The following is a 22,843-nucleotide window of genomic DNA, read 5'->3' on the forward strand; positions in this document are numbered from 1 at the left end:
GCCGGCTCAGCGCTGGCGAGCGGCCAGGAACTCCTCGAAGTCCAGGTAGCCCTGGTGACGGGTGTCCATCGCGTGGATCAGCGCCTCGGCCATCGAGATGGTGACGCTGTGGTCGCCCATCTCGTTGGCGGCGAGCGCGTACTCGGCAGCGGTGATCTTGCCGTCGCCGTTCTTGTCGAAACGGTCGAACATCTCCTTGATGGCCTCGACGCTCTCCATCGTTTCCTCCTGGGTACTGCGGGGTCTTGCTCGGTTCGGACGGCCGTACCCTACCCGTCCGTGGTGTGCGCCACGGTGTCCGGGAGTGGACGCGCGCCGGGGTGGGTGTCGTAGTCTGCGGGTCTGATTGCTGACCCGGGCACCTCCCGGGCGGTCGTTCGTCCAGGGAGGGAACCGTGCTCGACCTCGCCACCAGGCTGGTGCTGAAACCCGTTTCGCGGGGGATCTGGCGCCCGGTCATCGAGGGTGCCGAGAACGTGCCGCGCAAGGGCGGGGTGATCCTGGCCAGCAACCACCTGTCGTTCATCGACAGCGTGGTGATCCCGCTCACCGCCCCCCGCCGGGTGCACTTCCTCGCCAAGGCCGAGTACTGGACCGCCCCCGGGCTCAAGGGCAAGGTCTCCAAGGGCTTCTTCGAGGCGATCGGCGCGGTGCCGGTCGAGCGCGGCACCTACCGTTCCGCCCAGGCCTCGCTGGAGTCGGCGCTGAAGATCCTGGAGGACGGCAAGGCGTTCGGCATCTACCCCGAGGGCACCCGGTCGCTGGACGGCCGGCTCTACCGGGGCAAGACGGGCGTCGCCTGGCTCGCGCTGACCGCGGGCGTGCCGGTGGTGCCGGTGGCGCTGGAGGGCCCGGAGCAGATCCTGCCGGTGGGCAAGCGCGTCCCTCGGATCAAGAAGGTGACGGTCCGGTTCGGCGAGCCGCTGCACTTCGACGAGTTGCACGGGCAGGCCCGTTCGGCGCAGGCCCGCCGCCAGGTTACCGACGAGGTGATGGCGGCGATCCAGAAGCTGTCCGGCCAGGAGGTCGTGGGGAGCTACAACGAGATCCCGAAGGCGGCCTGACGGCCCTTCCACCGGGTCACGCGTGGCCGAGGGCGGCGTCCGACAGGGCCGCCGCCTCCGGCGCCTCCCGGCGCAGCAGCGCCGCGTACCGCCCGTCCAGTTCCACCAGCTCCTCGTGGGTGCCCAGTTCGACCACCTCGCCCTGGTCGAGCACGGCGATCTGGTCGGCGGAGCGGACGGTGGAGAGCCGGTGCGCGATGGTGATGGTGGTGCGGCCGGCGGCCAGGGTGTCCACGGCCTGCTGGACCGCCCGTTCGGTGCGGTTGTCGAGCGCGCTGGTGGCTTCGTCCAGGATGAGCACCGGCGGGTTGCGCAGGATGGTGCGGGCGAGCGCGAGGCGCTGCTTCTCGCCGCCGGAGAAGCGGTAGCCGCGTTCGCCGACCAGGGTGTCGTAGCCGTCCGGGAGGGCGGCGATGGTCTCGTGGATCTGCGCGGCCCGGGCGGCCGCGACCAGTTCGGCGTCGCTGGCGCCGGGCTTGGCGAAACGCAGGTTCTCGGCGACCGAGGCGTGGAAGAGGTAGGTCTCCTGGGAGACCACGCCGACCGCGCGGGCCAGGGTGTCGAAGGACAGCTCGCGCACGTCCACGCCGTCCAGGGTGACCCGGCCCCCGGTGACGTCGTACAGCCGCGGCACCAGGTAGCTGAGGGTGGTCTTGCCCGAGCCGGTCTCGCCGACCACGGCCAGTGAAGTCCCGGCCGGGACCTTCAGTTCGACGCCGGCCAGGGTCGGGCGCTCCTGCTCGGGGTCGTAGCGGAACTCGACGGCCTCGAAGCGGACCTCGCCGCGGATGTCGGTCAGGCCGATCGGACGCGGCGGTTCGGCGATCTCCACCGGCAGGTCGAGGTACTCGAAGATGCGCTGGAAGAGCGCGAGCGAGGTCTGCACGTCCACGCCGGTGGAGAGCAGGCTGACGGTCGGACGGAACAGGCCCTGCTGGAGGGTGACGAAGGCGACCAGGGTGCCGACGGAGACGATCGGCGCGCCGGCGGCGGAGGTCAGCCCGGCGGCCCAGTAGATCAGCGCGGGCATCGCGGCCATCACGATCATGATGGTGTTCATCCGCCAGCGCCCGGCCATGCTGGACCGCACCTCCAGGTCGGCTAGCTGGTCGGACTGCTCGGTGAACTCCCGGGCGAGCGAGTCCGAGCGGCCCATGGTGCGGCCGAGCAGGATGCCGCTGACCGACAGCGACTCCTGCACCGCCGAGCTCATCGCGGCCAGTTGCTTCTGCCGTTCGGTGGTGATCTTCTTGCGCTCCCGGCCGACCCGCCGGCTGATCCAGACGAACAGCGGGAGCAGGAGCAGCGAGACGACGGTCAGCCGCCAGTCCAGGGCGACCATGGCGACGATCGAGGCGACCACCGCGGTCAGGTTGGAGACCAGACTGGTCGCGGTGGAGGTCACCGTGGACTGCATGCCGCCGATGTCGTTGGCGATCCGGGACTGCACCTCGCCGGTGCGGGTGCGGGTGAAGAAGGCCAGCGACTGCCGCTGCAGGTGGCCGTAGACGGAGGTGCGCAGGTCGTGCATGACGCGCTGGCCGACGGTGGTGGAGATCAGCGTCTGCAGCACGTTGAAGACGCTGTTCACCACGGCGGTGAGGATCATCCCGAGCGCGAGCAGGCTGAGCAGCCCCGTGCGGCCCTGCGGGATGGCGGTGTCCAGCACGGCCCTGAGCAGGAACGGCGAGATCACGGACACCACGGCGGAGGCTGCGACCAGCAGCCCGACGGTGCTGAGGCGGACCCGGTAGGGGCGGAACAGGGCGAGGATGCGCCGCCACTGGGCCGGCGGGCGGGGATCGCCCTCGGCGCGGTCGGGCGGGGTCCAGTCGATGGCGGCGGGCCTCAAGGACGGGCCTCCCTGGATCGGGCGCGCGGGGGCGTGGCCGCGGCGGCGGGCATGGCGGTCGGTCGGGATTCAGCATAGCGAGAGTAGCTCATAGTTAGGCAAGCTAATAGTGAGAGTGCCTCTATTCCTGCGGGCCATGTGCTCCTGGCCGCCATGCCCTCCGACTGCCCTGCCCTCCGGCCGACCTGCTCTCCGGCCGACCTGCTCTCGCGGTCGCCATGCCCTCCCGGCCGACCGCCGACCGCGTCAGTTCGTCCGGTAGGTGCGCGCCGCCTTCGAGGAGAGGCCGCCGAGCTTGCCCGAGGGCAGCACCCGGGCGATCGCCACGGCCAGCTTGTAGCGCTTGCCCGGTACGGACACCGAGCGGCCGCGGGCGAGGTCACGCATCGCCTCGTCCACCACCCGCTCGGCCGACAGCCAGGACCAGGACGGGATGTTGCCGGTGCCCATGCCCGCCCGCTGGTGGAACTCGGTCCGGGTGAACCCCGGGCACAGCGCCATCATCCGCACGCCCGTCCCGCCGAGGTCGCGCAGCACGCCCTGAGTGAAGCTCACCACCCAGGCCTTGCTCGCCCCGTACGTGCCGCGCGGCAGGAAGGCCGCCACCGAGGCGACGTTCACGACCGCGCCCCGGCCGCGCTCGCGCATTCCCGGCAGGGCGGCCGTGGTCAGCCGCAGGATGGCCTCGATGTGCACCTTCAGCATGTCCAGCTCGTCCTGGAGCGGGACGGTCCCGAAGGCGCCCTTGTTGCCGAAGCCGGCGTTGTTGATCAGGAGGTCCACCGGACGCTCGGCGTCGGCGAGCCGGGCCTCGACGGCGGCGATGCCCTCGTCGGTGGCGAGGTCGGCGGTCAACACCTCCGCCTCGGTGCCGTACTTCGCGTGCAGGTCGGCGCCGGCGCGCTCCAGGCGCTCGGTGTCCCGGGCCACCAGGACGAGCCGGTAGCCGCTGCGGGCGAGCCGGCGGGCGAACGCGGCTCCGATGCCGGCGGTCGCGCCGGTGATCAAGGCTGTGGTCATGCCCCAGACCGTACCGACTCACCGCAGCCACGCCCACACCCAGGGCGAAGCTCCTGCACGCGCCACAGGCCTCGGCCGCGGTGGCGGGGCTGACCAACAGCGGGCCTCCGGACGGGCGGTTCGCCCACGCGGGGTACGAGCTGCCGCGGTCCGCCGGCCGGGCTAGACCGCGACGGCCTTGGCGCGGTCGGCGGCGATGTGCACCGCGAGGCCCGCGAGGACGGTGCCCATCACGTAGCGCTGGACGCGCAGCCAGGCCGGGCGGCGGTTGAGGAAGCCGGCGATGCTGCCCGCGCTCATCGCGATCAGGCCGTTCAGGGTGACCGCGATCACGATCTGGGTCAGACCCAGCACCAGGCTCTGCACCGCGATGTGGCCGCGCTCGGGCGCCACGAACTGGGGCAGCAGCGAGACGTACATGATGGCGATCTTGGGGTTGAGCAGACAGGTCAGGAAGCCCATCGCGAACAGCCGGCGGGGCGGGTCCGGAGGCAGCTGCTGCGGGGCGAAGACCGCCGTGCCGCCGGGCTTGACCGCCTTCCAGGCCAGCCAGAGCAGGTAGCCTCCGCCGGCCAGCTTGATCGCGGTGTAGAGGACGGGGACCACCGAGAAGACCGCGGCCACTCCGGCCGTCACCGCGACCAGGTAGACCAGGAACGCGGTGGCGACGCCCGTCAGCGACACCAGTCCGGCGCGGCGGCCCTGGGATATCGAGCGCGAGACCAGGTAGATCATGTTCGGCCCCGGCGACAGCACCATGCCCAATGCCACGGCGGCGATGCCGAGCACGGCGTGGCCGTCCACGGCGCGCAGCGCGTCCGGGGCGCCCAGGGCGCTCGCGAAGGATGTCAGCTCGTCCATGCGTCGAGGCTAGGCTGCGGGATGATCTCGATGCAATGATGACTTTGCGCTCGGTGCAATGACGCTGCAACGCCGGGTGGCCACGTGCGTTCAGGTGCCTGCAGGTTCGGGAGAGGTTGGCTCGCGATGGATGACTACCGGCTGATCGCGGACGAGATGGCCGCCGACATCACCAGCGGACGGCTGCGGCCCGGCCAGCAGCTGCCCACCCAACGCGCCTTCGCGCGCCGCCGGGGCATCGCCGCCTCGACGGCGGGGCGGGTCTACCGCGAACTGGTCCGGCGCGGGCTGACCGTCGGGGAGGTCGGGCGGGGCACCTTCGTCCGGGCCGGGCGGTGCGCACCGGACGGGCCGATCGCGCTCGCCGAACCGGCCACCGCTCCGATCGACCTGGAGCTCAACTACCCGAGCGCGCCCGGGCAGGCCGAACTGCTGGCCGGCGGGCTGGCGCCGCTGCTGCGGGCCGACGCGCTGGGCGAGGCGCTGCGGCCGGTCGGCGCGGCCGGGACCGACGCGGCGCGGCAGGCCTTCGCCGGACTGCTGTCGGCGGGCCCGGGCGGCTGGGACGTCGACGCGCGGGGGCTGTTGTTCGCGGGCAACGGGCGGCAGGCCATCGCGGGGGCGCTCGCCGCACTGGTGCCGCCCGGGCAGCGGCTGGGGGTCGAGGCGCTGACCTATCCGGTGGTCAAGGCGGTGGCGGGGCGGCTGGGCATCCGGCTGGTGCCGCTCGCGATGGACGAGCACGGGCTGCGGCCCGACGCCCTGGCGGCGGCCCATCGCGCCGGGCCGCTGCGCGCGGTGTACGTCCAGCCCCGGTTGCAGAACCCGCTGGGCACCAGCCTGCCGCCCGAGCGGGCGGTCGCGCTGGTGGAGGAGCTGCGCCGGCTCGACCTGCCGGTCGTCGAGGACGCCATCTGGTCGTTCCTGCGCCCCGAGTCGGCGCCGCTGGCCGCGCTCGCGCCGGAGCGGACGGTGCTGGTCGACAGCCTCTCCAAGCGGCTCGCGCCGGGGCTGACCACCGGGTTCGCGGTCGTCCCCGACGGGCTGCGCGAGCGGGTCGCGGGCGCGCTGCGGACCGGGGGGTGGACGCCGAGCGGCTTCGCGTTGGAGGCGGCGGTGCGCTGGATCGGGGACGGGACGCTGGCGGCGGTGGTAGCGGCGAAGCGGATGGACGCGGCGGCACGGCAGGCGCTGGCGCGGGAGGCGCTCGCGGGGCAGCGGCTGCGGGCGGACCCGTGCTCGTACTACCTGTGGTGGGACCTGCCGGGGGCCTGGCGAGCGGAGACCTTCGTCGCCGCGGCGGCGCGGGCGGGAATCTCGGTGACGCCTGCGGCGGCCTTCGCGGTGGACCCGCGGAGCACGCCGTCCGCGGTGCGGGTGGGACTGGCCTCGCCGCCGTTGCCGGTGCTGAGGTGGGCGTTGCGGGTGCTGGCGGGGATCGCGAACGACTGACAGATGACAGCTGACAGATTTCAGATGTCAGCTTTCAGATTTCGAAATCTGTCAGCTGTCAGTTGTCATCCGTCGGTTGTCATCCGTCAGTCGTCAGCTGTTCGCCGTCAGCTCCCCGCCCCCGACCGGCTCCCCCGCGCCGCCGTGTCCGCGGCGCCGCCGGCCCCTACGGCCCGTAGGCGAGAGGCGGCGGTGGCCGCGAGCCGCGGGGCGAGCTTCGCCACGTCGCGGGAACCGACCACCGCGATCAGGCTCGGCAGCAGCCAGCGCACCGGCTGCATCCCGCGCAGCCAGGCCTGGGCGTACACGTGGGCGGAGCGCCGGGCGATCCCGGCGACGATCCGGTCCACCGCCGGCTCCAACGGGTACGTCTTGTTGGCCGGCCACGGCAGCCGCCCGCGCATCTGCTTCAGCACCGCGTCCTCGTCGGCGCCGCGCACCATGTCGGTGTCCGTCCAACTCAGGTACCCCACACCGACCTTGACCCCCTGATAGGCGACCTCGGCGCGGATCGAGTGGGCGAAGGCCTCCACCCCGGACTTGCTGGCGCAGTACGCGCTCATCAGCGGTGCGGGCGTCAGCGCGGCGAGCGAGGCGATCTGCAGCAGATAGCCGCGGCTCTCGGTGAGCGCCGGCAGGAAGGCCCGCGCGGTGGCGACGCTGCCGAGCAGGTTGACCTCGATCACCCGGCTGAAGGCACGGTGGTCGCTGTCGGCCAGCGGTCCGCCGATCGCGATCCCGGCGTTGGCGACCACGGTGTCGATCCGCCCGTAGTGCTCCTTGATCCGGTCCGCGGCGTCACTGAGCCCCTCCAGGTCGGTGACGTCCACCTCCCACGCGGTGGCGGCCGCGCCGCACTGCGCGGCGACGGCCTTCAGCTCCTCCGGCTCCAGGCCCAGCAGCGCGACCTTGGCCCCGCGCCGGGCCAACTTGCGGGCCAGCGAGGCACCGACCCCACGGGCGGCTCCGGTGACGACCACGACCTGCGCGGACAACGGCGGGATGGCGTTCATGCGACAGTGGTCCTCTCGGCGGCGGAAGCAGCGGCGGGAACGGCAGCAGGATCGACGGGAACCGCAGCGGTGGCGGCCCCGCCCAGGTGCGCGGCGGCCATCCGGTGGATCTCGGCGGCGACCTCCACCGGCCGCTCCAGCGGCGCCATGTGCCCGACCCCGGGCAGCAGCAACAGCCCCTGCGGATCGGCGAGTTCGGCGACCATCCGGTGGGCGTGCACCGGCGGGGTCAGCCGGTCCGCGGTGCCCACCACCACGGCGGTGGGGGCGGTGATCCGGCCGAGCCCGGCCCGGACGTCCAGCCGGTCGAGCACCCCGGCCCAGTGAACGCGGACCCCGGTCGGGCAGGCGTGCACGATCCGGGCCGTCGCCTCGACCTGGCCGGCGGGCGAACTCGGCCCCATGGTCGCGTACTTGAGCGCGGCCCGGCTGACCGTCGAGACCGGTCCGAGCGGCATCCGGGAGCGCAGTAGCTGCCGGTGCAGGAAGCGTCGCAGGCCCGGGGCGCGGACGGCGTCCGGCAGGACGGTGAGCTCGGCGACCAGGTCGCTCGGGCCGGTGGAGATCAGCACGTTGGCGGCGGTGCGTTCGGCGACCTCGGGACGGCCGCCGGCGGCCATGATGGTCATCCCGCCCATGCTGTGCCCGGCCAGCACCGCCCGCTCCCCCGCCGGGACGGTCCGGGCGAGCACCGCGGCCAGGTCCTCGGCGAGCGCCCGGGTGGAGTAGCGGGCCCGGCTGGGCGGGATCTCGCTGTGCCCGTGGCCGCGCTGGTCGTAGGCCACCACCCGGTAACGGTCAGCGAGTTGGCGGATCACCGGGGCCCAGAAGGCGGTCGAGCAGGTCCAGCCGTGGGAGAGCACCACGGTGGGCGCGCCCGGCCGGCCGTGCACCTCGACGTGCAGCCGGATGCCGTCCGCCGAGCGGACGCTCAACTCCTCGACGGGCGTGGGCGGTACGTACTCGACGGGGAGCTGAACGGACTTCATGCGGTGGCCTCCTGGACGGTACGGGCGGCGGTCGGGGCGGTGCGCATGATCAGCTCGTACTCGCCGAGGTCGACCCTGCGGGTGGCGCGCCGGAAGGAGGTCGTGGAGCCGGGCCAGAGCACGGTGTTCTTGCCGTTCGGGTCCAGGTACCAGCTGAGGCAGCCGCCGGTGGTCCAGACGGTGCGGTCCATCCGGTGCTGCAGTTCCAGGTTCCACTGCCGCTGGGCGCGGACGGTGGGCTGCATGGCGGCGGCTCCGACCGAGTCGAGCGCGGTCAACGCGTCGATCATGTAGTTCAGTTGGGACTCGATCATGAGGATCATCGAGCTGTTGCCGAGGCCGGTGTTGGGGCCGATCACGAAGAAGAGGTTGGGGAAGCCGTGCACGGTCGAGCCGCGCAGCGCCTCCATGCCGTCCTTCCACTCCTCCGCGAGGCTCGTCCCGTTCGCCCCGAACACCCGGGCGCCGATGGGCATGTCGGTGACGTGGAAACCGGTGCCGAAGACGATGGCGTCCACCTCGTGCTCGCTGCCGTCGGCGGCGACCAGGGTGGAGCCGCGCAGTTCGCGCAGGCCGGCGGAGACGACCTCGGTGTTGGCGGCGGCGAGCGCCGGGTAGTAGGTGTTGCTGAGCAGGATGCGCTTGCAGCCGATCCGGTAGTCCGGGGTGAGCTTGGCGCGCAGTGCCGGGTCGGCGACGCCCTGGGCGATGTGGCGTTCGGCGAGCTGCTGGACGAAGCGCAGCAGTCCGGGGCGGCGCACGAAGGCGTCCACCTGGAGCTCGCGGAGCGCGAACAAGGTGCCCCGGCGGATCTTGGCGGTGACCGGCAGACGGCCGTGCAGCCACTTCTCCAGCTGGGTGATCTCGCGGTCGCGGCGCGGCAGCACCCAGGCGGGGGTGCGCTGGAAGACCGTCAGCTTGCCGGCCTTCGGCTGGATCGACGGGATGATCTGGGCGGCGGAGGCGCCGGTGCCGACCATCGCGACGCGCTTGCCGGTCAGGTCGTAGTCGTGGTCCCAGCGAGAGGAGTGGAACACCTTGCCGGGGAAGGTGCTCAGGCCGGGCAGGTCGGGGACCTGCGGGTCGGCGAGCGGTCCAGCGGCGGAGACGACGGCGTCGGCGGTCCACTGGCCGGCCGAGGTGGCGATCCGCCAGTGGGTCCGCTCCTCGTCCCAACGCGCCTCCAGCACCTCGGTGTTGAAGCGCAGGTGCGGGCGCAGGCCGAAGACGGTGGCCACCTTCTCCAGGTAGGCGCGGATGTCCGGCTGGCCGGAGAAGCTGCGCGGCCAGTCGGGGTTGGGCGCGAAGGAGAAGGAGTAGAGGTGCGAGGGCACGTCGCAGGCGCAGCCGGGGTAGCTGTTGTCGCGCCAGGTGCCGCCGACGGAGTCCGCGCGTTCCAGGACGACGAAGTCGGTGATCCCGGCGCGCCGCAGCCGGACGGCCGCGCCGAGGCCACCAAAACCGGAGCCGATCACCGCCACCCGCACGTGCGGTACGGCCTCCGCCGCAGCGCTGGGGTCGGTCGCTCCGGACGCGCCCGGGCGGGGGCGCTTGCTGCTGGATGCCATGCGGCCTCCTCCTGAAGGGTGGGGCGGTGGTCGTCACGCTCTTCCGGGGGGTGGCTCCCCGGAACCTCCCGGGGGCGTTCCCCGGAACCTCCCGGGCCGTCCTCGGAACCCTGCCGATCGCGCCAGCAATCACTGGCATGGTTGGCAGGGTAGCCCTTGCTGACACCGGATGGAAGAAGCACGACGGCGCGGATTCACCGGAGGTTTCCCGAACTTCCCGGAGGCTCCCCGCCGACCCGACGGATCTATGCTGATCGCCGTGGACAAGGTCAGAGCTGCTGCGGGCGACAGAAAACGCGAGTACCGGGTGGAGGAACTGGCCGAAGCGGCCGGCATCACCACCCGCACCCTGCGCTTCTACCGCGAGCGCAAACTGCTCCAACCGCCCCGCAAGGAGGGCCGGATCGCCTGGTACGGCGAGGAGCACCTGACCCGGCTACGGATGATCGGCGAACTCCTCGAACGCGGGCACACCCTGGGCGGGATCGCCGAACTGATCGGCGCCGGCGAGAGCGGGCGGGACGTCGCCGGGCTGATCGGGCTCGAGGCCGCGATCGCCGCCCCCTGGTCGGACGAGACCCCGGTGCGGCTGGATTGGGAGGAGCTGAAGTCCGCCTTCGGGGACCAGCTCACCGAGGAGAACACCGCCGAGGCGATCGCCCAGGGCTACATCACGATCGAGGACGACGGGATCACCCACGTCAGTCGGCGGCTGATGGACGCCACCACCGAGCTGGTCGCCGAGGGCGTGCCGCTCGCGGCGGTGCTGGACGCCAGCCGGCGCACCCGGGAGTACGTCGACGCCATCGCCGAGATCTTCATCGAGGTGGTCAGCGAACACCTGCTCAGCGCGCTCTCCGGCGACACCCCGCTGCCGCCCGGCGAGGCGGCCCGGCTCACCGAGCGCATCCTGCGGGTCCGGCCGCTCGCCCGTACCGTCGCCGATGCCCAGTTCACCCTCGCGATGGACCGCCGGGTGCAGGCCGAGTACGCCGAACTGCTGCGCCAGCGGCGGGAGCACGACTCGGAGGCGTAGCGGGGACCTGGTGTGACAGCGGACGAATGGCGAATGACAGATGACAGCGAACGGATGACAGATTTCAACATCTGTTATCTGTCATCCGTTCGCTGTCATCTGTTCGTCGTCATCTGTTCACTGCCATCCGCCCGCGCACGGACGGCGGGGACGACGGTGGTCCGCACACCGTCGCCCCCGCCGTCACGCCCGGTCGTTGGGCACCCACAGTCCGACCGGGCCCTGCTCGGACGCGCCCCGGGCGGGCCTGCCCAACTCAGGCCCGACCCGGTTCAGGCCCGGATCAGTTGACGTTGACCGCCGTCCAGGCGGCCGCCACCGCGTTGTACTCGGCGCTGTTCGCGCCGTACAGGTCCGACGCCGCGCTGAGGGTGGCCGCACGGGCACCCGCGTAGTCGGTCGTCGAGGTGAAGTACACGGTCAGCGCGCGGTACCAGATCTGCGCGGCCTTGTCCCGGCCGATGCCCGCGAGCGAAGAACCGTCCGCCGTCGGGCTGTTGTAGTCGAACCCGTTGATCGTCTTCGCGCCGCTGCCCTCGGACAGCAGGTAGAAGAAGTGGTTCGCCACGCCGGACGAGTAGTGCACGTCCAGGTTGCCGACGTTCGGGTCCCAGTAGTCCGCCGAGGAGCCGTCCTTGCTCGGCTGGTCCATGTAGCGCAGCGGGCTGCCGTCGCCGCGCAGGTTGATCAGCTCGCCGATCCAGTAGTTCGGCGGGTTGGAGGGCAGGTTGGCGTACCACTCGACCATCGTGCCCATGATGTCCGAGGTGGCCTCGTTGAGACCGCCGGACTCGCCCGAGTAGTTGAGCGCGGCCGTCGCGGCGGTGACGCCGTGGGTCATCTCGTGGCCGGCGACGTCGATCTCGGTGAGCGGCGCACTGTTGTTGTTGCCGTCGCCGTACGACATGCAGAAGCAGTCGTCGCTCCAGAACGCGTTGACGTAGTTGGAGCCGTAGTGCACCCGGCTGAGGGCGCCGACACCGTCGTTGCGGATGCCATTGCGGTTGAAGGTGTTCTTGTAGAAGTCCCAGGTGGTGGCGGCACCGAACTGGGCGTCCACGGCGGCGGATTCGCGGTTGTTGTTGGTGCCGTCGCCGAAGCTGTTGCCGGGGTTGGCGAACAGCGACCCGCTGCCCGACTCGCTGTTGTTCATGTCCGTGGTGGACTGGCCGCCGCGGCTGGTGTCCTTGAGCTCGAACTGCGAGCCGTTCTGGTTGGTGTTGAGCGGGACCTGGCCGACGAAGATGCCCTTGCCGGTACCGGCGGCGGTCTCGATCTTCTCGTGGGTGGAGAGGACCTGGCCGTTGGCCGCGTCGGTGACCAGGATCTGCGCGCTCGGGGTGCCGTCGGCGCGGGTGCCCTCGACGGTGGTCCGGTAGGCCAGTCGCGGGTTGCCGTCGGTCGCCCAGACGACCAGCTGCGCCTGACCGGTCTGGTGGACGTCGACCAGCGGGGACTCGTCGGAGTCGATGGTCTGACCGACGGTGGCCTTGACCGCGCCGGAGGCCTGGGCGGCGGCCTTGTCCGCCGGGATCTGCGGGGTCAGGCTCGGCAGCGCGATCTGGGCGGAGACCGCCTTGTCGACCGACTTCACCGCGCCGTCGGCCTTCTGATGGACGACCAGGTCGCCGCCGATGACCGGCAGGCCCGCGTAGGTGCGCTCGAAGCGCAGGTGCCGGGTGCCGTCCTTGTCGACGACGGCGTCCTTGGCCACCAGCTTCTCCTGGCCGCCGAGGCCGAGCGCCTGCGCCAGCGGGGCGGACTGGCCGTTGGCCACCGCGAGCACGGCCTCGTGCTGCTGGGCGGCCTGCGCCTGCAGCGAGGGGGCCGCCGGGGCGGCCTGGGCGGCGGAGGTGGTCACCTGGATCACACCGGTCAACATGGCCGTGGCCGAGAGCACGGCGACGGCAGCGAGCTTTCGCTTCACGTACGAGTCCTTCCGGGAAACCGCGTGTGGGCGCGGTCGCACCGCGTCCCGGGGGCCGGGGTCGGCACCTGTGGGGCGGAACGGGCGCTGACGTGCTGAAACCCCGTGCGGTCGAGCGGCTCGCCACCAAGGGGTGGGGGTGGGGGCTACCGCTGGGGGATGACCAGAAGCATGACAATCCAGCAGGTGAAATGACAGGTCTGCCTCAGTTATTGGCCAGGTCCCGCCAGTTGGTAAAGGGAATCAAATGGAGGTCAAATCCGGGCAATCCACCCGGCCTTGCAGTGGGTTGCCACTCGAACCAAGGCCCGACCGCCTGCGCGGACGGCAGATCGGTCACCGGCCGCCGATTCCGGGATCGACATCGATCAACGGCCGATCGACTTTTACATCCTTGTAGAACTTTCCATACACACCCTTGACACCGGAATGGCGAGGTCCCGCCACCGGCCACCCTTGCCCGGCGAGCGACGGTCTGATAGCGCCGCCCGTCCGGTGAGCGGCCGCCTACGCGCCGTATTCCCTTACCGTGTCCGGCAGTTGGCGCAGCGAGGGATTCACGAGCGTCACTGCAACCGCCATTCCTGGGCGGGGTTTCCGGGCGTGCACGCGACCATGGTGAGGTCGTTGCCGGGTCCGTTGTCCGTCATGCAGGACTGGTTCTGGTAGTCGCCGAGCGTGTACGAGCCCGCGGTGCTGCCGTTCTGGACGGTCCATCGGGTGAGGAAGCTGTACCCGTTGCTCAGCACGACCTTGCCGTCCATGGTCTGGACGAGCTGCGGGCCGCCGTTGTTGCAGGCGTTGAACACGATCCAGCTGCCGGGGTCGGTGGAGCGCACCCAGCCGTACTGGGTGGCGCCGCCGAGGACGATCGGGTTGTCCCCGCTCAGGTCGTCGTTGCGCATCCCGATCGGGCGGCCGTCCTTGACGCTGACGATGGTGCTCCAGTTGCTGCCGCCGCAGGAGGCGGGCCGGGCGGGGGTCTGCGGGGCGGGCGTGTTGCCGCCGGACGACGAACCGCTGGAAGTGCCGCCCTGGGAGGTGGAGTTGCCTGGACTGACCGGCGACTGGTTCGACCCGCCCCCGCCGCCGGGCTGGTTGGCCTGAGCGCCCGAGGAGCCGCCCGCGGAGCCGCCCGACGACGCGCCGGGCGCCGCGCCACCGCCGGTGTTCGAGCCTCCGCCGCCGCGGCCCTGGGCGCCGCCGATCCCGCCCTGGGCCGGTACCGGTACGGGCGGTTGGCCGCCGGGCGGCTGGTCGGCGGCCGGGGTGACCGGCGGGGTGTAGGTCGGCTGCGGGGTCGCGGACCCGGGCGTGGTGGCGGTCGGGGTGGTGGTACCCGGGGTCGCCGGGACGGTCACCACCACGGTCGGTTGGGCGGCGGGCGACACGGCCGCGGTGGAGTTGCCGGGGCTGCGGTCGATCAGCAGCGCCGTCGCCGTACCCATCGAGATGACGACCGGGACGACGATCGGCAGCAGCAGGGTGCGGCGCGAGCGGCGCCGGCCCGGTTCGGTCTCCGCCTGTGGGTCCACCTTCACGACCTGTTCCGGCCCGGCCGGGGCCGCAGCCACGGGCGCCGCCCCCGCTCCAGCCGCCGCCCCGGCCCCCGCCCGCAGGTCGATCGTCCCGCTGTCCGCCGCCCTGCGCGCCGTTCCCGGCAGGCCGATCGCCACGCGGGCCGCCGCCGCCATCCCGGCGGCGCTCTCGAAGCGGTCCTCGGGCCGCTTGGCCAGCGCGGTGGCGACCAGTGCCCGGACCGCCGCCGGGAAGGTCTCCGGCAGTTCCGGCACCGGCTGGTTGACGTGCTTGAGCGCGACCTGCAGCGGCCCCTCACCCAGGTACGGCACCTGCCCGACCAGCAGCTCGTAGCAGACCACGCCGATCGAGTAGAGGTCGGAGGCCGGGCCGGTGCTCTCCCCCGAGGCCTGCTCGGGGGACATGTAGGCCGCGGTGCCGATGATCGCGTACGGCGCGGTGAGCTTGGTGCTGGCGACGGCCCGGGCGATTCCGAAGTCGGTGATGACCACCCCGCCGTCCTCGCGCACCATCAGGTTGGAGGGCTTGAGGTCGCGGTGCACGATCCCGCGCCGGTGGGCGGCGTGCAGCGCGTCCAGGGCTTCGGCGAGCAGGCCGAGAGCGCGCTCGGCGCTCATCGGGCCGTCCTCCTTGAGCACCTGGTTCAACGGACGGCCCTCGATCAGGTCCATCACGATGTAGGCGCAGCGCTCGTCGCCGTCCCCGTCCGCGCCCTCGCTCCCGCCGCTCTCCCCGTAGTCGTGCACGTCCACGATGCCCGGGTGGTCGATCGCGGCGACCAGCTGGGCCTCGCGGCGGAAGCGCTGGACGGCGGTGTCGTCCTCGAACAGGTCCGCGCGCAGGATCTTGACGGCGACCGGCCGTGCCAGCACCTCGTCATCGGCCCGCCAGACCGCGCCCATCCCTCCGCCGCCGACCTTCTCGACCAGCTTGTACCGCCCGCCGAGCACCGTGCCCGCGCCGCTCATCCGCCCCGCCCCCAGGTGTCATGACCCTCCCCACCGGGTCGTCGGCACACAGTGTGCCAGAGCGTGTCGCGAGCCCAGCAGGCGCTGTACGGACGGTCGTTGGGCGTCAATCTGCGGTGTTCCGGGCGATTCGGGCGAGGTCGGACACCTCTCGGACGGCCGCGGCGACCGCCTGGGGCCGGTCGGCGTGGAGGTAGTGGCCGGCGCCGGGCACCTCGGCGTGGAGGCCCCGGGCGGCTCCGGGCGCGATCCGTGCCTGCGCGGCGGTGAAGCGGGCGCGCAGCGCGCGGGGCAGCCCCTCGGTCGCGCTCAGCACGGTGACCGGCACCTCGGGCAGCGGACCGGCGGCACGCCGACGGCGCAGCACCGGGACGGCCTGACCGGTCAGCCGGTGCTCGGCGAGCACGGCCCGCCGCTGGTGGGGGTGGGCGAGCGCCGCCGCCTCGGCCCGCGTGAGGACGTCGCCACGGTCCGGCGCGGCGGGCGCCAGGGCCGCCCGGAGCAGCCCGAACCGGAGCAGCGCGGCCTCGGCGACGGCGATGGCGCGCGGCCGGAACTCCTCGTGCGCCGGATCCACCAGGACCAGGCCGGCCACCAGCTCCGGCCGCTGCCGGGCCAGGAGTTGGGCCAGCTGACCGCCCCAGCTGTGCCCGACCAGGACGGCCGGTCCGGCATCCAGGTGCCGCACCAGGGCTTCCAGGTCACCGGCCTGCGCCTCCAGCGTCAGACCTGGGGCGCGGTCGGGCTCGCTCGCCCCGAGCCCGGCCCGGTCGTACGCCACGATCCGGCCCAGCTCGGCGAGTTCGGGCAGTAGTGGGGCCCAGGTGAGCGAGGAGTCGCCGCAGCCGGCGATCAGGACGATCGGCACGCCCTCGGTCGGGCCCGCCTCCACCCAGCGCAACGCCCGTCCGTCACGGTCGAGTTCGGCCGTCCGCAGCCCGCCGGGGGTGCGGACGGCCAGCGCCTCGGCGATGACCTCCCGGACGCTGCCGGGCGCCCGCCCGGTTCGACTGTTCCGCTTGTTCGGCACGTTCCGGCCCCCGTGGCTGTTTCGGCGGGGCCCGCCGGTCCGGTTCGACCGGGAGAACGGCTCGGCCCCCGGCCACACCTCGGGCCCGGCCCCCACTGTACGGCCGGTGGATCGGGGACCAACAGGACGGATTCCGAACGGGGTGAGGAACGGCCCGGGTTAGGCGGGGACAGCCGGATTACGCGGGGAGGGCGCGCGTCAGCAGGTCGAAAAGCGCCGCCCAGTGCCGGGCGTCGCCGACCGCGTCGTAGCGGTTGGTGTCGGCCTGGGTGAAGCCGTGCCCGGCACCCTCGTACACCTCCGCCCGGTAGCGGACCCCGGCCGCGGTGAGGGCCTCGCCGAGGCGGGCGATCTGCTCGGGCGGCATCGAGTCGTCCTGGTCGGCGTGGCCGAAGTACAGTTCGGCGGTGATCCGTTGGGCGTCCAGGTGCGGGCTGTCCGGACGGTCGGTGGCGAGGTGGCCGCCGTGGAAGCAGGCCGCGGCGGCGACCCGGTCCGGGCGGCTGATGGCGGTGCGCAGGGCGAGGAAGGCGCCGAGGCAGTAGCCGGTGACGCCGATCTGGCCGTCCTGGACCAGCGGGGAGGCGTCGAACCAGGCCAGGTAGGCGTCCGCGTCGCGGGCGGCAACCTCCGGGGTGGCGACGGCCATGAGCAGTGGGCCGAGCTGGGCGAAGATCTCGCCGGCCTGCTCGATGTCGATCAGCTCCGGCAGTTCCACCAGCGGCGCGCGGCCCTTGCGGTAGTAGGCGTTGGGGACGAGGACGGTGTACCCGGCCTCGGCGATCCGGTCGGCCATGGCCTTCAGGTGGGGCCGGAGGCCGAAGGCGTCCTGATACAGCAGCACGCCGGGGTGGGGGCGGCCGTCGTCGGGGTGGGCGAGGTAGGCGTCGGCGGTGCCGTCCGCCGTCGGGATGTCCACGGTGGTTCCGCGCACGGTCATGGGTGGGAGCTCTCCTTAGGGTCCGTCGGCAGCGTAACCGGTGATCGTCCGGGTCCGGGAACACCGGTGCGGCCGTGCGGCGTTGGGCTGGACATGGGCTTCGTCATAGGTGCGGTGTGCGTGGTCGTGGTGGCGGTCGGGCTGGTGCTGCTGGCCGGCTTGCAGGTCCGGGGCGAGTCCTCGCCGCGCCGCCGCGAGCGCGCGCCGGGGGTCGGGGCGGGCGGCGGCGGTCTCCTGGACGAACTGCACGCGGTGTTCAGCCCGGGCAAGCGGATCCAGGTCGAGCAGCGGCGGGAACAGGCGACGCGCCGGGACGACACCCAGGCCGGGGCGCCGCCGCACTTCGGGGTGGACCTGGACCGGGGCGTGGCGGTGCTGCGACGCGCCCGGGGCGGCGGGGGCGGCGGGGGCGGCGACGGGGCCGAGCAGCGGTAGGGCCGGTCGGTCGACCAACCGTCAGAACCGCCGCAGCCGCTCCTCGTCGCCGGTGCGCGGGCAGGTCAGGCAGGCGACGGCTTCGGGTTTGACGGCGTAGTAGAGGCAGCAGCCGAGCCGGGTGCGGGTGTGGTGGTCGCGGCCGTCCGGGGTGCGCAGCCGGCGGAAGTCGGCGGCTCCGGGCAGCGGCAGGGTGCCACCGGGCAGCAGGGCGCCGGCGGCTGCGACGGCGGCGTCCTCCCCGACGGACGCCATGTCCTTTGCGCCCTGGCCGCCTTGCCCGTCTTGCCTGTCCTGCGCGTCCTGCGCGTCCTGCGCGTCCTGCGCGTCCTGCACGCCGTGCCCGCCATGCCCGTCCTGCACGCCGTGCCCGTCCTGCGCGTCGAGCATCCGGCCGAGGTACCAGACGGCGGAGGCGAGGTCGTCGGTCACCATGCCCCAGAGCGCCCGGTCGCGGCGCCGGGTCGGACCGGCGAAGGCGGCGAGCACCGGTTCGAGGTGGGTGACCACGGCGGACCGCAGTTCGGCGCGCAGTTCGTCGTCGCCGGGGCGGGTGACGTGCCCGCCCGGGCGCAGCGCGAGTGCGCCGGTGGGGGCGTGCAGCCAGAGGTCGGCGGGGTCGACGACCGGGACCCGTCGGGCGAGGTGCCAGGGGCCGGCGATGAGCAGGCAGGCGGACCAGACGTAGTGGTGGAGCAGCCGGGAGGCGGTGACGTGCGGGCGGGGCGCGCGGCCGTGTTCGGCGGCGATCCGGGCCTCCTCCCCGGCCAGAGCGGCGGCCAGGACCCGTTCGTCGGTGGCGAGTTGGGTCCCGGAGTACCAGCCGTCGGCGGCCGACGGGTCGTCCTCGGCGGGGTCGAGCAGGCGCAGTCGGAGCGCCGGGCAGAGGCCGCGCAGCCGGTGGTAGTCGTCGGCCAGGGCGACGGACCGCCCCCGGGAGAGGACGGGCAGAGGTGTTCCGGGGACCATCGGCGCTCCCGAGATCGGCTCCGAGTGATCGATCAAGATGCTCGATCAAGGTGATCGAGCAAGGTGATCGATTAAGGTGAGGCTCACCTTACAACGCCTCAGAGCGTGCACACACCACCCTTCCGCACGACCGGGCGTTCCCGCCCGACCTTCAGACCGGCCTTGACGAAGTTAGGCAAACCTAACCTAAGATGTCGACTCGTGTTGAGAACCGACCCACCGGCCGCCACAGCCCCGGCGGCGCCCCGTACCCCGACGCTCCGGCAGCCCCTGCTGCTGGTCGTCGGCGTGTGCGCGCTCGTGCTGTGCGCCGCCCTGAGCCTTGCCCTGGGCTCCCGATCCATCCCGCTGTCCACCGTCGTCGACGCCCTCACCGGTGCCGCCCACGGCGGCGACGCCGACGTGGTGACGGGCCTTCGGGTCCCGCGCACGCTCATCGGACTGGCCGTCGGAGCCGCGCTCGGCGTCGCCGGGGCGGTCGCCCAGGGCGTCACCCGCAACCCGCTGGCCTCGCCGGTCACCCTCGGCATCAACGCCGGCGCGAGCCTCGCCGTGGTCGCCGCGATCTACGCGCTGGACCTCTCCCGCCCGGCCGAGTACGTCTGGTTCGCGTTCGCCGGGGCCGCCGTCGCCGCCGTCGCCGCGTACACCATGTCCCGGCGCGGCGGGGACCTCGACCCGGTCCGGCTCGCGCTCGGCGGCACCGTGCTCACCGTTGTGCTCACCTCCTGGACCTCCGCACTGATGCTGGCCAGTCACCGCACCCTGGACGAGGCCCGGTTCTGGCTGGCCGGCTCGATCGCCGGACGGCACCTGGACACCCTCACCCCGGTGCTGCCGTTCCTGGTCCTCGGCCTGATCGCCGCCTTCGCGATCTCCCCCGCGCTCAACGCGCTGGCCCTGGGCGACGAGACCGCCCAGTCGCTGGGCGTGCCGGTGGCCCGGATCCGGCTGGTCGGCGGCCTGGCCGTGGTCCTGCTCGCGGGCAGCGCGGTCGCCGTCTCCGGGCCGGTGGCGTTCATCGGACTGGCGGCGCCGCACCTGGTCCGTACGCTGCTCGGCAACGACCACCGCTGGCTGCTGCCCGGCTGCCTGATCGCCGGTCCCCTGCTGCTGCTCGCCGCCGACGTGCTCGGCCGGCTCGTGGTGCAGCCCTCCGAAATCGAGGTCGGCATCGTGACCGCCTTCCTCGGCGCGCCGCTGCTCGCGGTGCTGGCCCGGCAGGTGGCCAAGTGACCACGCTGACCGCCCCGATGGGCGCGATCGCCCGCCACCGGGCCAGGACCGCCGCCTGGTCGCTGCTGGCCGTCGGGCTGCTGGTGCTGCTGACCGGCATCGCCCTCGGCACCGGCCAGGTGAGCATCTCCGCCTGGGACGCGCTGCGCGCCCTGTTCGGTCAGGGCGAGCCCGGCGACGTCCTGGTGGTGCAGCAGTTCCGGGCGCCGCGCGTGGTCTCCGCGCTGATCGCGGGCGCCGGGCTGGCGATGGCCGGCTCGATGCTGCAGCGGCTGTTCCGCAACCCGCTGGCCGCCCCCGACACCATCGGCATCACCGGCGGCGCCTCCTTCGGCGCGGTGCTGATGCTCGCCACCGGCGCCTCGCAGCAGCTGATCCCACTCGCCGCGGTCGGCGGCGGGCTGCTCGCCGCGCTGCTGCTCGGCGGCTTCGCCTGGCGCTCGAAGATGGCCGTCACCCGGCTGGTGCTGGTCGGCCTGGCGGTCCAGCAGGGCTCGGCCGCCGCCGTGAACCTGATGGTCGTACGGTTCCCGGCCGAGCTGGCCTCCTCCGCGATGCAGTGGACCACCGGCTCGCTGTACGGGCGCAACTGGACCGAGGTGTGGATCGGCGGCACCGCCATCACGCTGACCGCCGGGGCCCTGCTGCTCTGCCAGCGGCGGGTCGCCGTCCTCGACCTCGGCGACGACTCGGCCGGCGGCCTCGGCCTGAACCCCGCGCGGGACAGGCTCTGGCTGCTGCTGCTCACCATCACCCTCGCCTCGCTGGCCGCCGCCCTCACCGGGCCGGTCGCCTTCGTCGCGCTCGCCGTCCCGCACCTGGTCCGGCTGCTCGCCGGACCGCCCACCCCCGGCACGCTCGGCCTCACCGCGCTCACCGGCGCCGTGCTGCTGCTCTCGGCCGACCTCCTCGTACTGCACGTGATCCCCGTCCACGGCCTGCCGGTCGGTGCCGTCACCGCCACCCTCGGCGCGCCCTGGCTCCTGGTGCTGATGATCCGCCAGGGCCGGCTTCCCCAGAGGAGCAGCTGATGCAGCTGACGGCCAGCGCCACCGACGTCAACCGGCTCGCCGCCCACGGGCTCGGGCTGTGCTACGGCGAACGGACCATCGTCGACGGGCTCGACCTCGAACTGCCCGGCGGCGCCGTCACCGCGATCGTCGGACCGAACGCCTGCGGCAAGTCGACCCTGCTGCGCGGACTCGTCCGACTGCTCGACCCGGCCGCCGGCGCCGTCACCCTGGACGGCGCCGACATCCACCGGATGCCCGCCCGGACGCTCGCCAAGCGGATGGGCCTGCTGCCGCAGCAGCCGGTCACGCCCGAGGCGGTCACCGTCGAGGCGCTGGTACGGCTCGGGCGCTACCCGCACCAGCGGATGCTCAGCCCGTGGTCCAAGGCCGACCAGGCGGCGGTCGAGGAGGCGCTGGCCCGCACCGGTACCGCCGAACTGCGCGACCGGCAGGTCGACCGTCTCTCCGGCGGGCAGCGCCAGCGGGTCTGGATCGCGCTCGCGCTCGCCCAGGAGACCGACCTGCTGCTGCTCGACGAGCCGACCACCTTCCTCGACCTACGGCACCAGCTCGACGTGCTCGACCTGGTCGCCGACCTGCACGCCGAGGCCGGGCGCACCGTGGTCATGGTGCTGCACGACCTCGGGCAGGCCGCGCGGTACGCCGACCACCTGGTGGTGCTCAAGGACGGACGGCTCGCCGCGGCCGGTCCACCCGCCGAGGTGCTGACGGCCGAGCTGGTGGAGTCCGTGTTCGGCGTGCCGTGCCGGGTGGTGCCCGACCCGGAGACCGGGACGCCGCTGGTCGTACCGCGGGCGCGCGTCCGGACCACTTCCCTTCCGGTGTGAACTTCTCTTCCTGTGTGAACTTCCCTTCCCCGTAACCCCGTTCGACCCGATCCAAGGAACCCCGATGAACCGCCGACTCCCCGTCGCCGTCCTCGCCGTCACGCTGTCCGCCACCCTCCTCGCCGCCTGCGGGAGCAACGGGGACACCGCCAGGTCAGGGGGCGACTCCGCGCCCTCCGCCGGCTCGGCGGGCACCGCCGCCGGGTTCCCGCGCAGCGTCAAGCACGCCGCCGGGACGGCCCAGATCAAGTCACAGCCCAAGCGCGTCGTGGTACTGGACAGCGGCGAACTGGACGACGTCACCCTGCTCGGCGTCACGCCGGTCGGCGCGGTGTCCCCGCACATGAAGACCGAGGGCGGGTTCCCGAACTACCTCAAGGACAAGATCAAGGACACCAAGGACGTCGGCCCGATGAACGAGCCGAACCTGGAGCTGATCGCCTCCCTCAAGCCCGACCTGATCCTCTCCTCCAAGGTCCGGCACGCCAAGGTCTACGACCAGCTGAACGCGATCGCGCCGACCGTACTGGCCGAGACCACCGGCTTCCCCTGGAAGGAGAACCTGGCGCTGTACGCCCAGGCGCTCGGCAAGGAGGACGAGGCGAAGAAGGCGCTGGCCGACTACGAGGAGCGGGCGCACAAGCTGGGCGAGGCGATCAAGGCCAAGTACAACGGGACGATGCCGACCGCCTCGGTGGTCCGCTTCGTGGCCGGCCCGACCCGCCTGTACGCCAAGGCCTCCTACAGCGGCGTGGTGCTCAAGGACGTGGGTCTGGCCCGGCCGACCTCGCAGGACGTGGACAAGAACATCATCGAGGTCAGCGCCGAGCAGATCAGCCAGGCCGACGCCGATCTGGTGTTCGCCACCACCGCCGACGACCCGTCCAAGACCAAGGAGAGCGAGGTCCAGCAGACCCCGGTCTGGCAGGGCCTGAACGCCGTCAAGAACAACAAGGTCTTCACCGTGCCGGACGAGACCTGGATGTCCGGCATCGGCGTCCAGGCCGCGGACGCGATGCTCGTCGACATCGCCAAGGCGGCGGGCGTGGACGCGCCCAAGTAGCGAACGGCGAACAAGGAACA

At 72.8% G+C, this 22,843-nt stretch carries 20 protein-coding genes; 8 read left to right on the top strand and 12 right to left on the bottom strand.

All coding sequences use genetic code 11. The features are described from left to right. Positions 1–6 precede the first annotated feature (6 nt). Positions 7–219, bottom strand: coding sequence for an EF-hand domain-containing protein (locus ACWCYO_RS02230; protein WP_270142241.1), 213 nt, complete (start codon positions 217–219; stop codon positions 7–9). Between the two features lie 176 nt (positions 220–395). On the opposite strand from ACWCYO_RS02230, the gene ACWCYO_RS02235 reads away from it, so the two are divergent. Continuing rightward, positions 396–1,064, top strand: a complete 669-nt coding sequence (locus ACWCYO_RS02235) for a lysophospholipid acyltransferase family protein (protein WP_270142243.1) — start codon at positions 396–398, stop codon at positions 1,062–1,064. A gap of 16 nt (positions 1,065–1,080) precedes the next feature. Here the strand turns inward: ACWCYO_RS02235 and ACWCYO_RS02240 are convergent, their stop codons facing one another. The 3 genes from ACWCYO_RS02240 to ACWCYO_RS02250 all read right to left on the bottom strand — a co-directional run bounded on the left by ACWCYO_RS02240 (position 1,081) and on the right by ACWCYO_RS02250 (position 4,797). Continuing rightward, entirely contained in the window at positions 1,081–2,916 is a 1,836-nt protein-coding gene (locus ACWCYO_RS02240) for an ABC transporter ATP-binding protein (RefSeq protein ID WP_449783072.1), read from the bottom strand. A 246-nt stretch (positions 2,917–3,162) separates the two neighbouring features. Next, positions 3,163–3,936 (bottom strand): SDR family NAD(P)-dependent oxidoreductase, encoded by a 774-nt coding sequence (locus ACWCYO_RS02245; RefSeq protein WP_270142246.1) that lies wholly within the window; start codon positions 3,934–3,936, stop codon positions 3,163–3,165. A 162-nt stretch (positions 3,937–4,098) separates the two neighbouring features. Next, positions 4,099–4,797, bottom strand: coding sequence for a LysE family translocator (locus ACWCYO_RS02250; protein WP_449783073.1), 699 nt, complete (start codon positions 4,795–4,797; stop codon positions 4,099–4,101). A 126-nt stretch (positions 4,798–4,923) separates the two neighbouring features. On the opposite strand from ACWCYO_RS02250, the gene ACWCYO_RS02255 reads away from it, so the two are divergent. Then, entirely contained in the window at positions 4,924–6,249 is a 1,326-nt protein-coding gene (locus ACWCYO_RS02255) for an aminotransferase-like domain-containing protein (protein ID WP_449783074.1), read from the top strand. Between the two features lie 107 nt (positions 6,250–6,356). Here ACWCYO_RS02255 and ACWCYO_RS02260 read toward each other — a convergent pair whose 3' ends face one another. From ACWCYO_RS02260 to ACWCYO_RS02270, 3 genes are read right to left on the bottom strand one after another with little or no spacing between them, the layout of a single operon-like run. Further along, positions 6,357–7,262 (bottom strand): SDR family oxidoreductase, encoded by a 906-nt coding sequence (locus ACWCYO_RS02260; protein ID WP_270142250.1) that lies wholly within the window; start codon positions 7,260–7,262, stop codon positions 6,357–6,359. Next, positions 7,259–8,251, bottom strand: a complete 993-nt coding sequence (locus tag ACWCYO_RS02265; protein WP_270142252.1) for an alpha/beta fold hydrolase — start codon at positions 8,249–8,251, stop codon at positions 7,259–7,261. Before ACWCYO_RS02265 ends, ACWCYO_RS02260 begins: the two co-directional genes overlap by 4 nt. Then, positions 8,248–9,819, bottom strand: a complete 1,572-nt coding sequence (locus ACWCYO_RS02270; protein WP_449783075.1) for a flavin-containing monooxygenase — start codon at positions 9,817–9,819, stop codon at positions 8,248–8,250. The genes ACWCYO_RS02265 and ACWCYO_RS02270 overlap by 4 nt, the downstream gene beginning before the upstream one ends. A 259-nt stretch (positions 9,820–10,078) precedes the next feature. On the opposite strand from ACWCYO_RS02270, the gene ACWCYO_RS02275 reads away from it, so the two are divergent. Beyond that, on the top strand, positions 10,079–10,855 hold the full coding sequence (locus tag ACWCYO_RS02275; RefSeq protein WP_449783076.1) for a MerR family transcriptional regulator: 777 nt from the start codon (positions 10,079–10,081) through the stop codon (positions 10,853–10,855). A 283-nt stretch (positions 10,856–11,138) separates the two neighbouring features. On the opposite strand, the gene ACWCYO_RS02280 is transcribed toward ACWCYO_RS02275, so the two are convergent. From ACWCYO_RS02280 to ACWCYO_RS02295, 4 genes are all read right to left on the bottom strand, one after another. Beyond that, positions 11,139–12,737 carry a M4 family metallopeptidase gene (locus ACWCYO_RS02280; protein ID WP_405000793.1) on the bottom strand — a complete coding sequence of 533 codons (1,599 nt, stop codon included), beginning with the start codon at positions 12,735–12,737 and terminating at the stop codon, positions 11,139–11,141. Between the two features lie 611 nt (positions 12,738–13,348). Further along, the gene (locus tag ACWCYO_RS02285; protein ID WP_449783077.1) at positions 13,349–15,289 is read right to left on the bottom strand and encodes a protein kinase domain-containing protein; all 1,941 of its coding nucleotides are present in this window, start codon (positions 15,287–15,289) and stop codon (positions 13,349–13,351) included. 106 nt (positions 15,290–15,395) lie between these two features. After that, positions 15,396–16,319 (bottom strand): alpha/beta fold hydrolase, encoded by a 924-nt coding sequence (locus ACWCYO_RS02290; protein WP_449783078.1) that lies wholly within the window; start codon positions 16,317–16,319, stop codon positions 15,396–15,398. 178 nt (positions 16,320–16,497) lie between these two features. After that, positions 16,498–17,259 (bottom strand): dienelactone hydrolase family protein, encoded by a 762-nt coding sequence (locus ACWCYO_RS02295; protein ID WP_449783079.1) that lies wholly within the window; start codon positions 17,257–17,259, stop codon positions 16,498–16,500. A 93-nt stretch (positions 17,260–17,352) separates the two neighbouring features. Here ACWCYO_RS02295 and ACWCYO_RS02300 point away from each other — a divergent pair, with 93 nt between their 5' ends. Next, positions 17,353–17,694: a DUF6191 domain-containing protein gene (locus ACWCYO_RS02300; RefSeq protein ID WP_270142266.1), complete on the top strand. Its 342-nt coding sequence runs from the start codon at positions 17,353–17,355 to the stop codon at positions 17,692–17,694. Positions 17,695–17,715: 21 nt separating this feature from the next. Here the strand turns inward: ACWCYO_RS02300 and ACWCYO_RS02305 are convergent, their stop codons facing one another. Next, positions 17,716–18,663, bottom strand: a complete 948-nt coding sequence (locus ACWCYO_RS02305; RefSeq protein WP_449783080.1) for a (2Fe-2S)-binding protein — start codon at positions 18,661–18,663, stop codon at positions 17,716–17,718. Positions 18,664–18,933: 270 nt separating this feature from the next. Between ACWCYO_RS02305 and ACWCYO_RS02310 the strand changes: the two genes are divergently transcribed. The 4 genes from ACWCYO_RS02310 to ACWCYO_RS02325 all read left to right on the top strand — a co-directional run bounded on the left by ACWCYO_RS02310 (position 18,934) and on the right by ACWCYO_RS02325 (position 22,823). Next, positions 18,934–19,899: a FecCD family ABC transporter permease gene (locus ACWCYO_RS02310; protein ID WP_449783139.1), complete on the top strand. Its 966-nt coding sequence runs from the start codon at positions 18,934–18,936 to the stop codon at positions 19,897–19,899. A 17-nt stretch (positions 19,900–19,916) separates the two neighbouring features. Next, positions 19,917–20,930, top strand: a complete 1,014-nt coding sequence (locus ACWCYO_RS02315; RefSeq protein ID WP_449783140.1) for a FecCD family ABC transporter permease — start codon at positions 19,917–19,919, stop codon at positions 20,928–20,930. After that, positions 20,930–21,760 (top strand): ABC transporter ATP-binding protein, encoded by an 831-nt coding sequence (locus tag ACWCYO_RS02320; RefSeq protein WP_270142269.1) that lies wholly within the window; start codon positions 20,930–20,932, stop codon positions 21,758–21,760. The genes ACWCYO_RS02315 and ACWCYO_RS02320 overlap by 1 nt, the downstream gene beginning before the upstream one ends. 64 nt (positions 21,761–21,824) lie before the next feature. Next, on the top strand, positions 21,825–22,823 hold the full coding sequence (locus tag ACWCYO_RS02325; RefSeq protein WP_270142270.1) for an ABC transporter substrate-binding protein: 999 nt from the start codon (positions 21,825–21,827) through the stop codon (positions 22,821–22,823). The last annotated feature ends 20 nt before the right edge of the window (positions 22,824–22,843 follow it).

The sequence above is a fragment of the Kitasatospora sp. NPDC001683 genome, assembly GCF_053596495.1.

What these genes read in the sequence shown, in the direction of transcription:
- ACWCYO_RS02230 (WP_270142241.1), bottom strand. Translation starts at nt 219, where the DNA reads ATGGAGAGCGTCGAGGCCATCAAGGAGATGTTCGACCGTTTCGACAAG.
- ACWCYO_RS02245 (WP_270142246.1), bottom strand. Translation starts at nt 3,936, where the DNA reads ATGACCACAGCCTTGATCACCGGCGCGACCGCCGGCATCGGAGCCGCG.
- ACWCYO_RS02250 (WP_449783073.1), bottom strand. Translation starts at nt 4,797, where the DNA reads ATGGACGAGCTGACATCCTTCGCGAGCGCCCTGGGCGCCCCGGACGCG.
- ACWCYO_RS02255 (WP_449783074.1), top strand. Translation starts at nt 4,924, where the DNA reads ATGGATGACTACCGGCTGATCGCGGACGAGATGGCCGCCGACATCACC.
- ACWCYO_RS02260 (WP_270142250.1), bottom strand. Translation starts at nt 7,262, where the DNA reads ATGAACGCCATCCCGCCGTTGTCCGCGCAGGTCGTGGTCGTCACCGGA.
- ACWCYO_RS02265 (WP_270142252.1), bottom strand. Translation starts at nt 8,251, where the DNA reads ATGAAGTCCGTTCAGCTCCCCGTCGAGTACGTACCGCCCACGCCCGTC.
- ACWCYO_RS02270 (WP_449783075.1), bottom strand. Translation starts at nt 9,819, where the DNA reads ATGGCATCCAGCAGCAAGCGCCCCCGCCCGGGCGCGTCCGGAGCGACC.
- ACWCYO_RS02280 (WP_405000793.1), bottom strand. Translation starts at nt 12,737, where the DNA reads ATGTTGACCGGTGTGATCCAGGTGACCACCTCCGCCGCCCAGGCCGCC.
- ACWCYO_RS02285 (WP_449783077.1), bottom strand. Translation starts at nt 15,289, where the DNA reads ATGAGCGGCGCGGGCACGGTGCTCGGCGGGCGGTACAAGCTGGTCGAG.
- ACWCYO_RS02295 (WP_449783079.1), bottom strand. Translation starts at nt 17,259, where the DNA reads ATGACCGTGCGCGGAACCACCGTGGACATCCCGACGGCGGACGGCACC.
- ACWCYO_RS02300 (WP_270142266.1), top strand. Translation starts at nt 17,353, where the DNA reads ATGGGCTTCGTCATAGGTGCGGTGTGCGTGGTCGTGGTGGCGGTCGGG.
- ACWCYO_RS02305 (WP_449783080.1), bottom strand. Translation starts at nt 18,663, where the DNA reads ATGGTCCCCGGAACACCTCTGCCCGTCCTCTCCCGGGGGCGGTCCGTC.
- ACWCYO_RS02315 (WP_449783140.1), top strand. Translation starts at nt 19,917, where the DNA reads ATGGGCGCGATCGCCCGCCACCGGGCCAGGACCGCCGCCTGGTCGCTG.
- ACWCYO_RS02320 (WP_270142269.1), top strand. Translation starts at nt 20,930, where the DNA reads ATGCAGCTGACGGCCAGCGCCACCGACGTCAACCGGCTCGCCGCCCAC.
- ACWCYO_RS02325 (WP_270142270.1), top strand. Translation starts at nt 21,825, where the DNA reads ATGAACCGCCGACTCCCCGTCGCCGTCCTCGCCGTCACGCTGTCCGCC.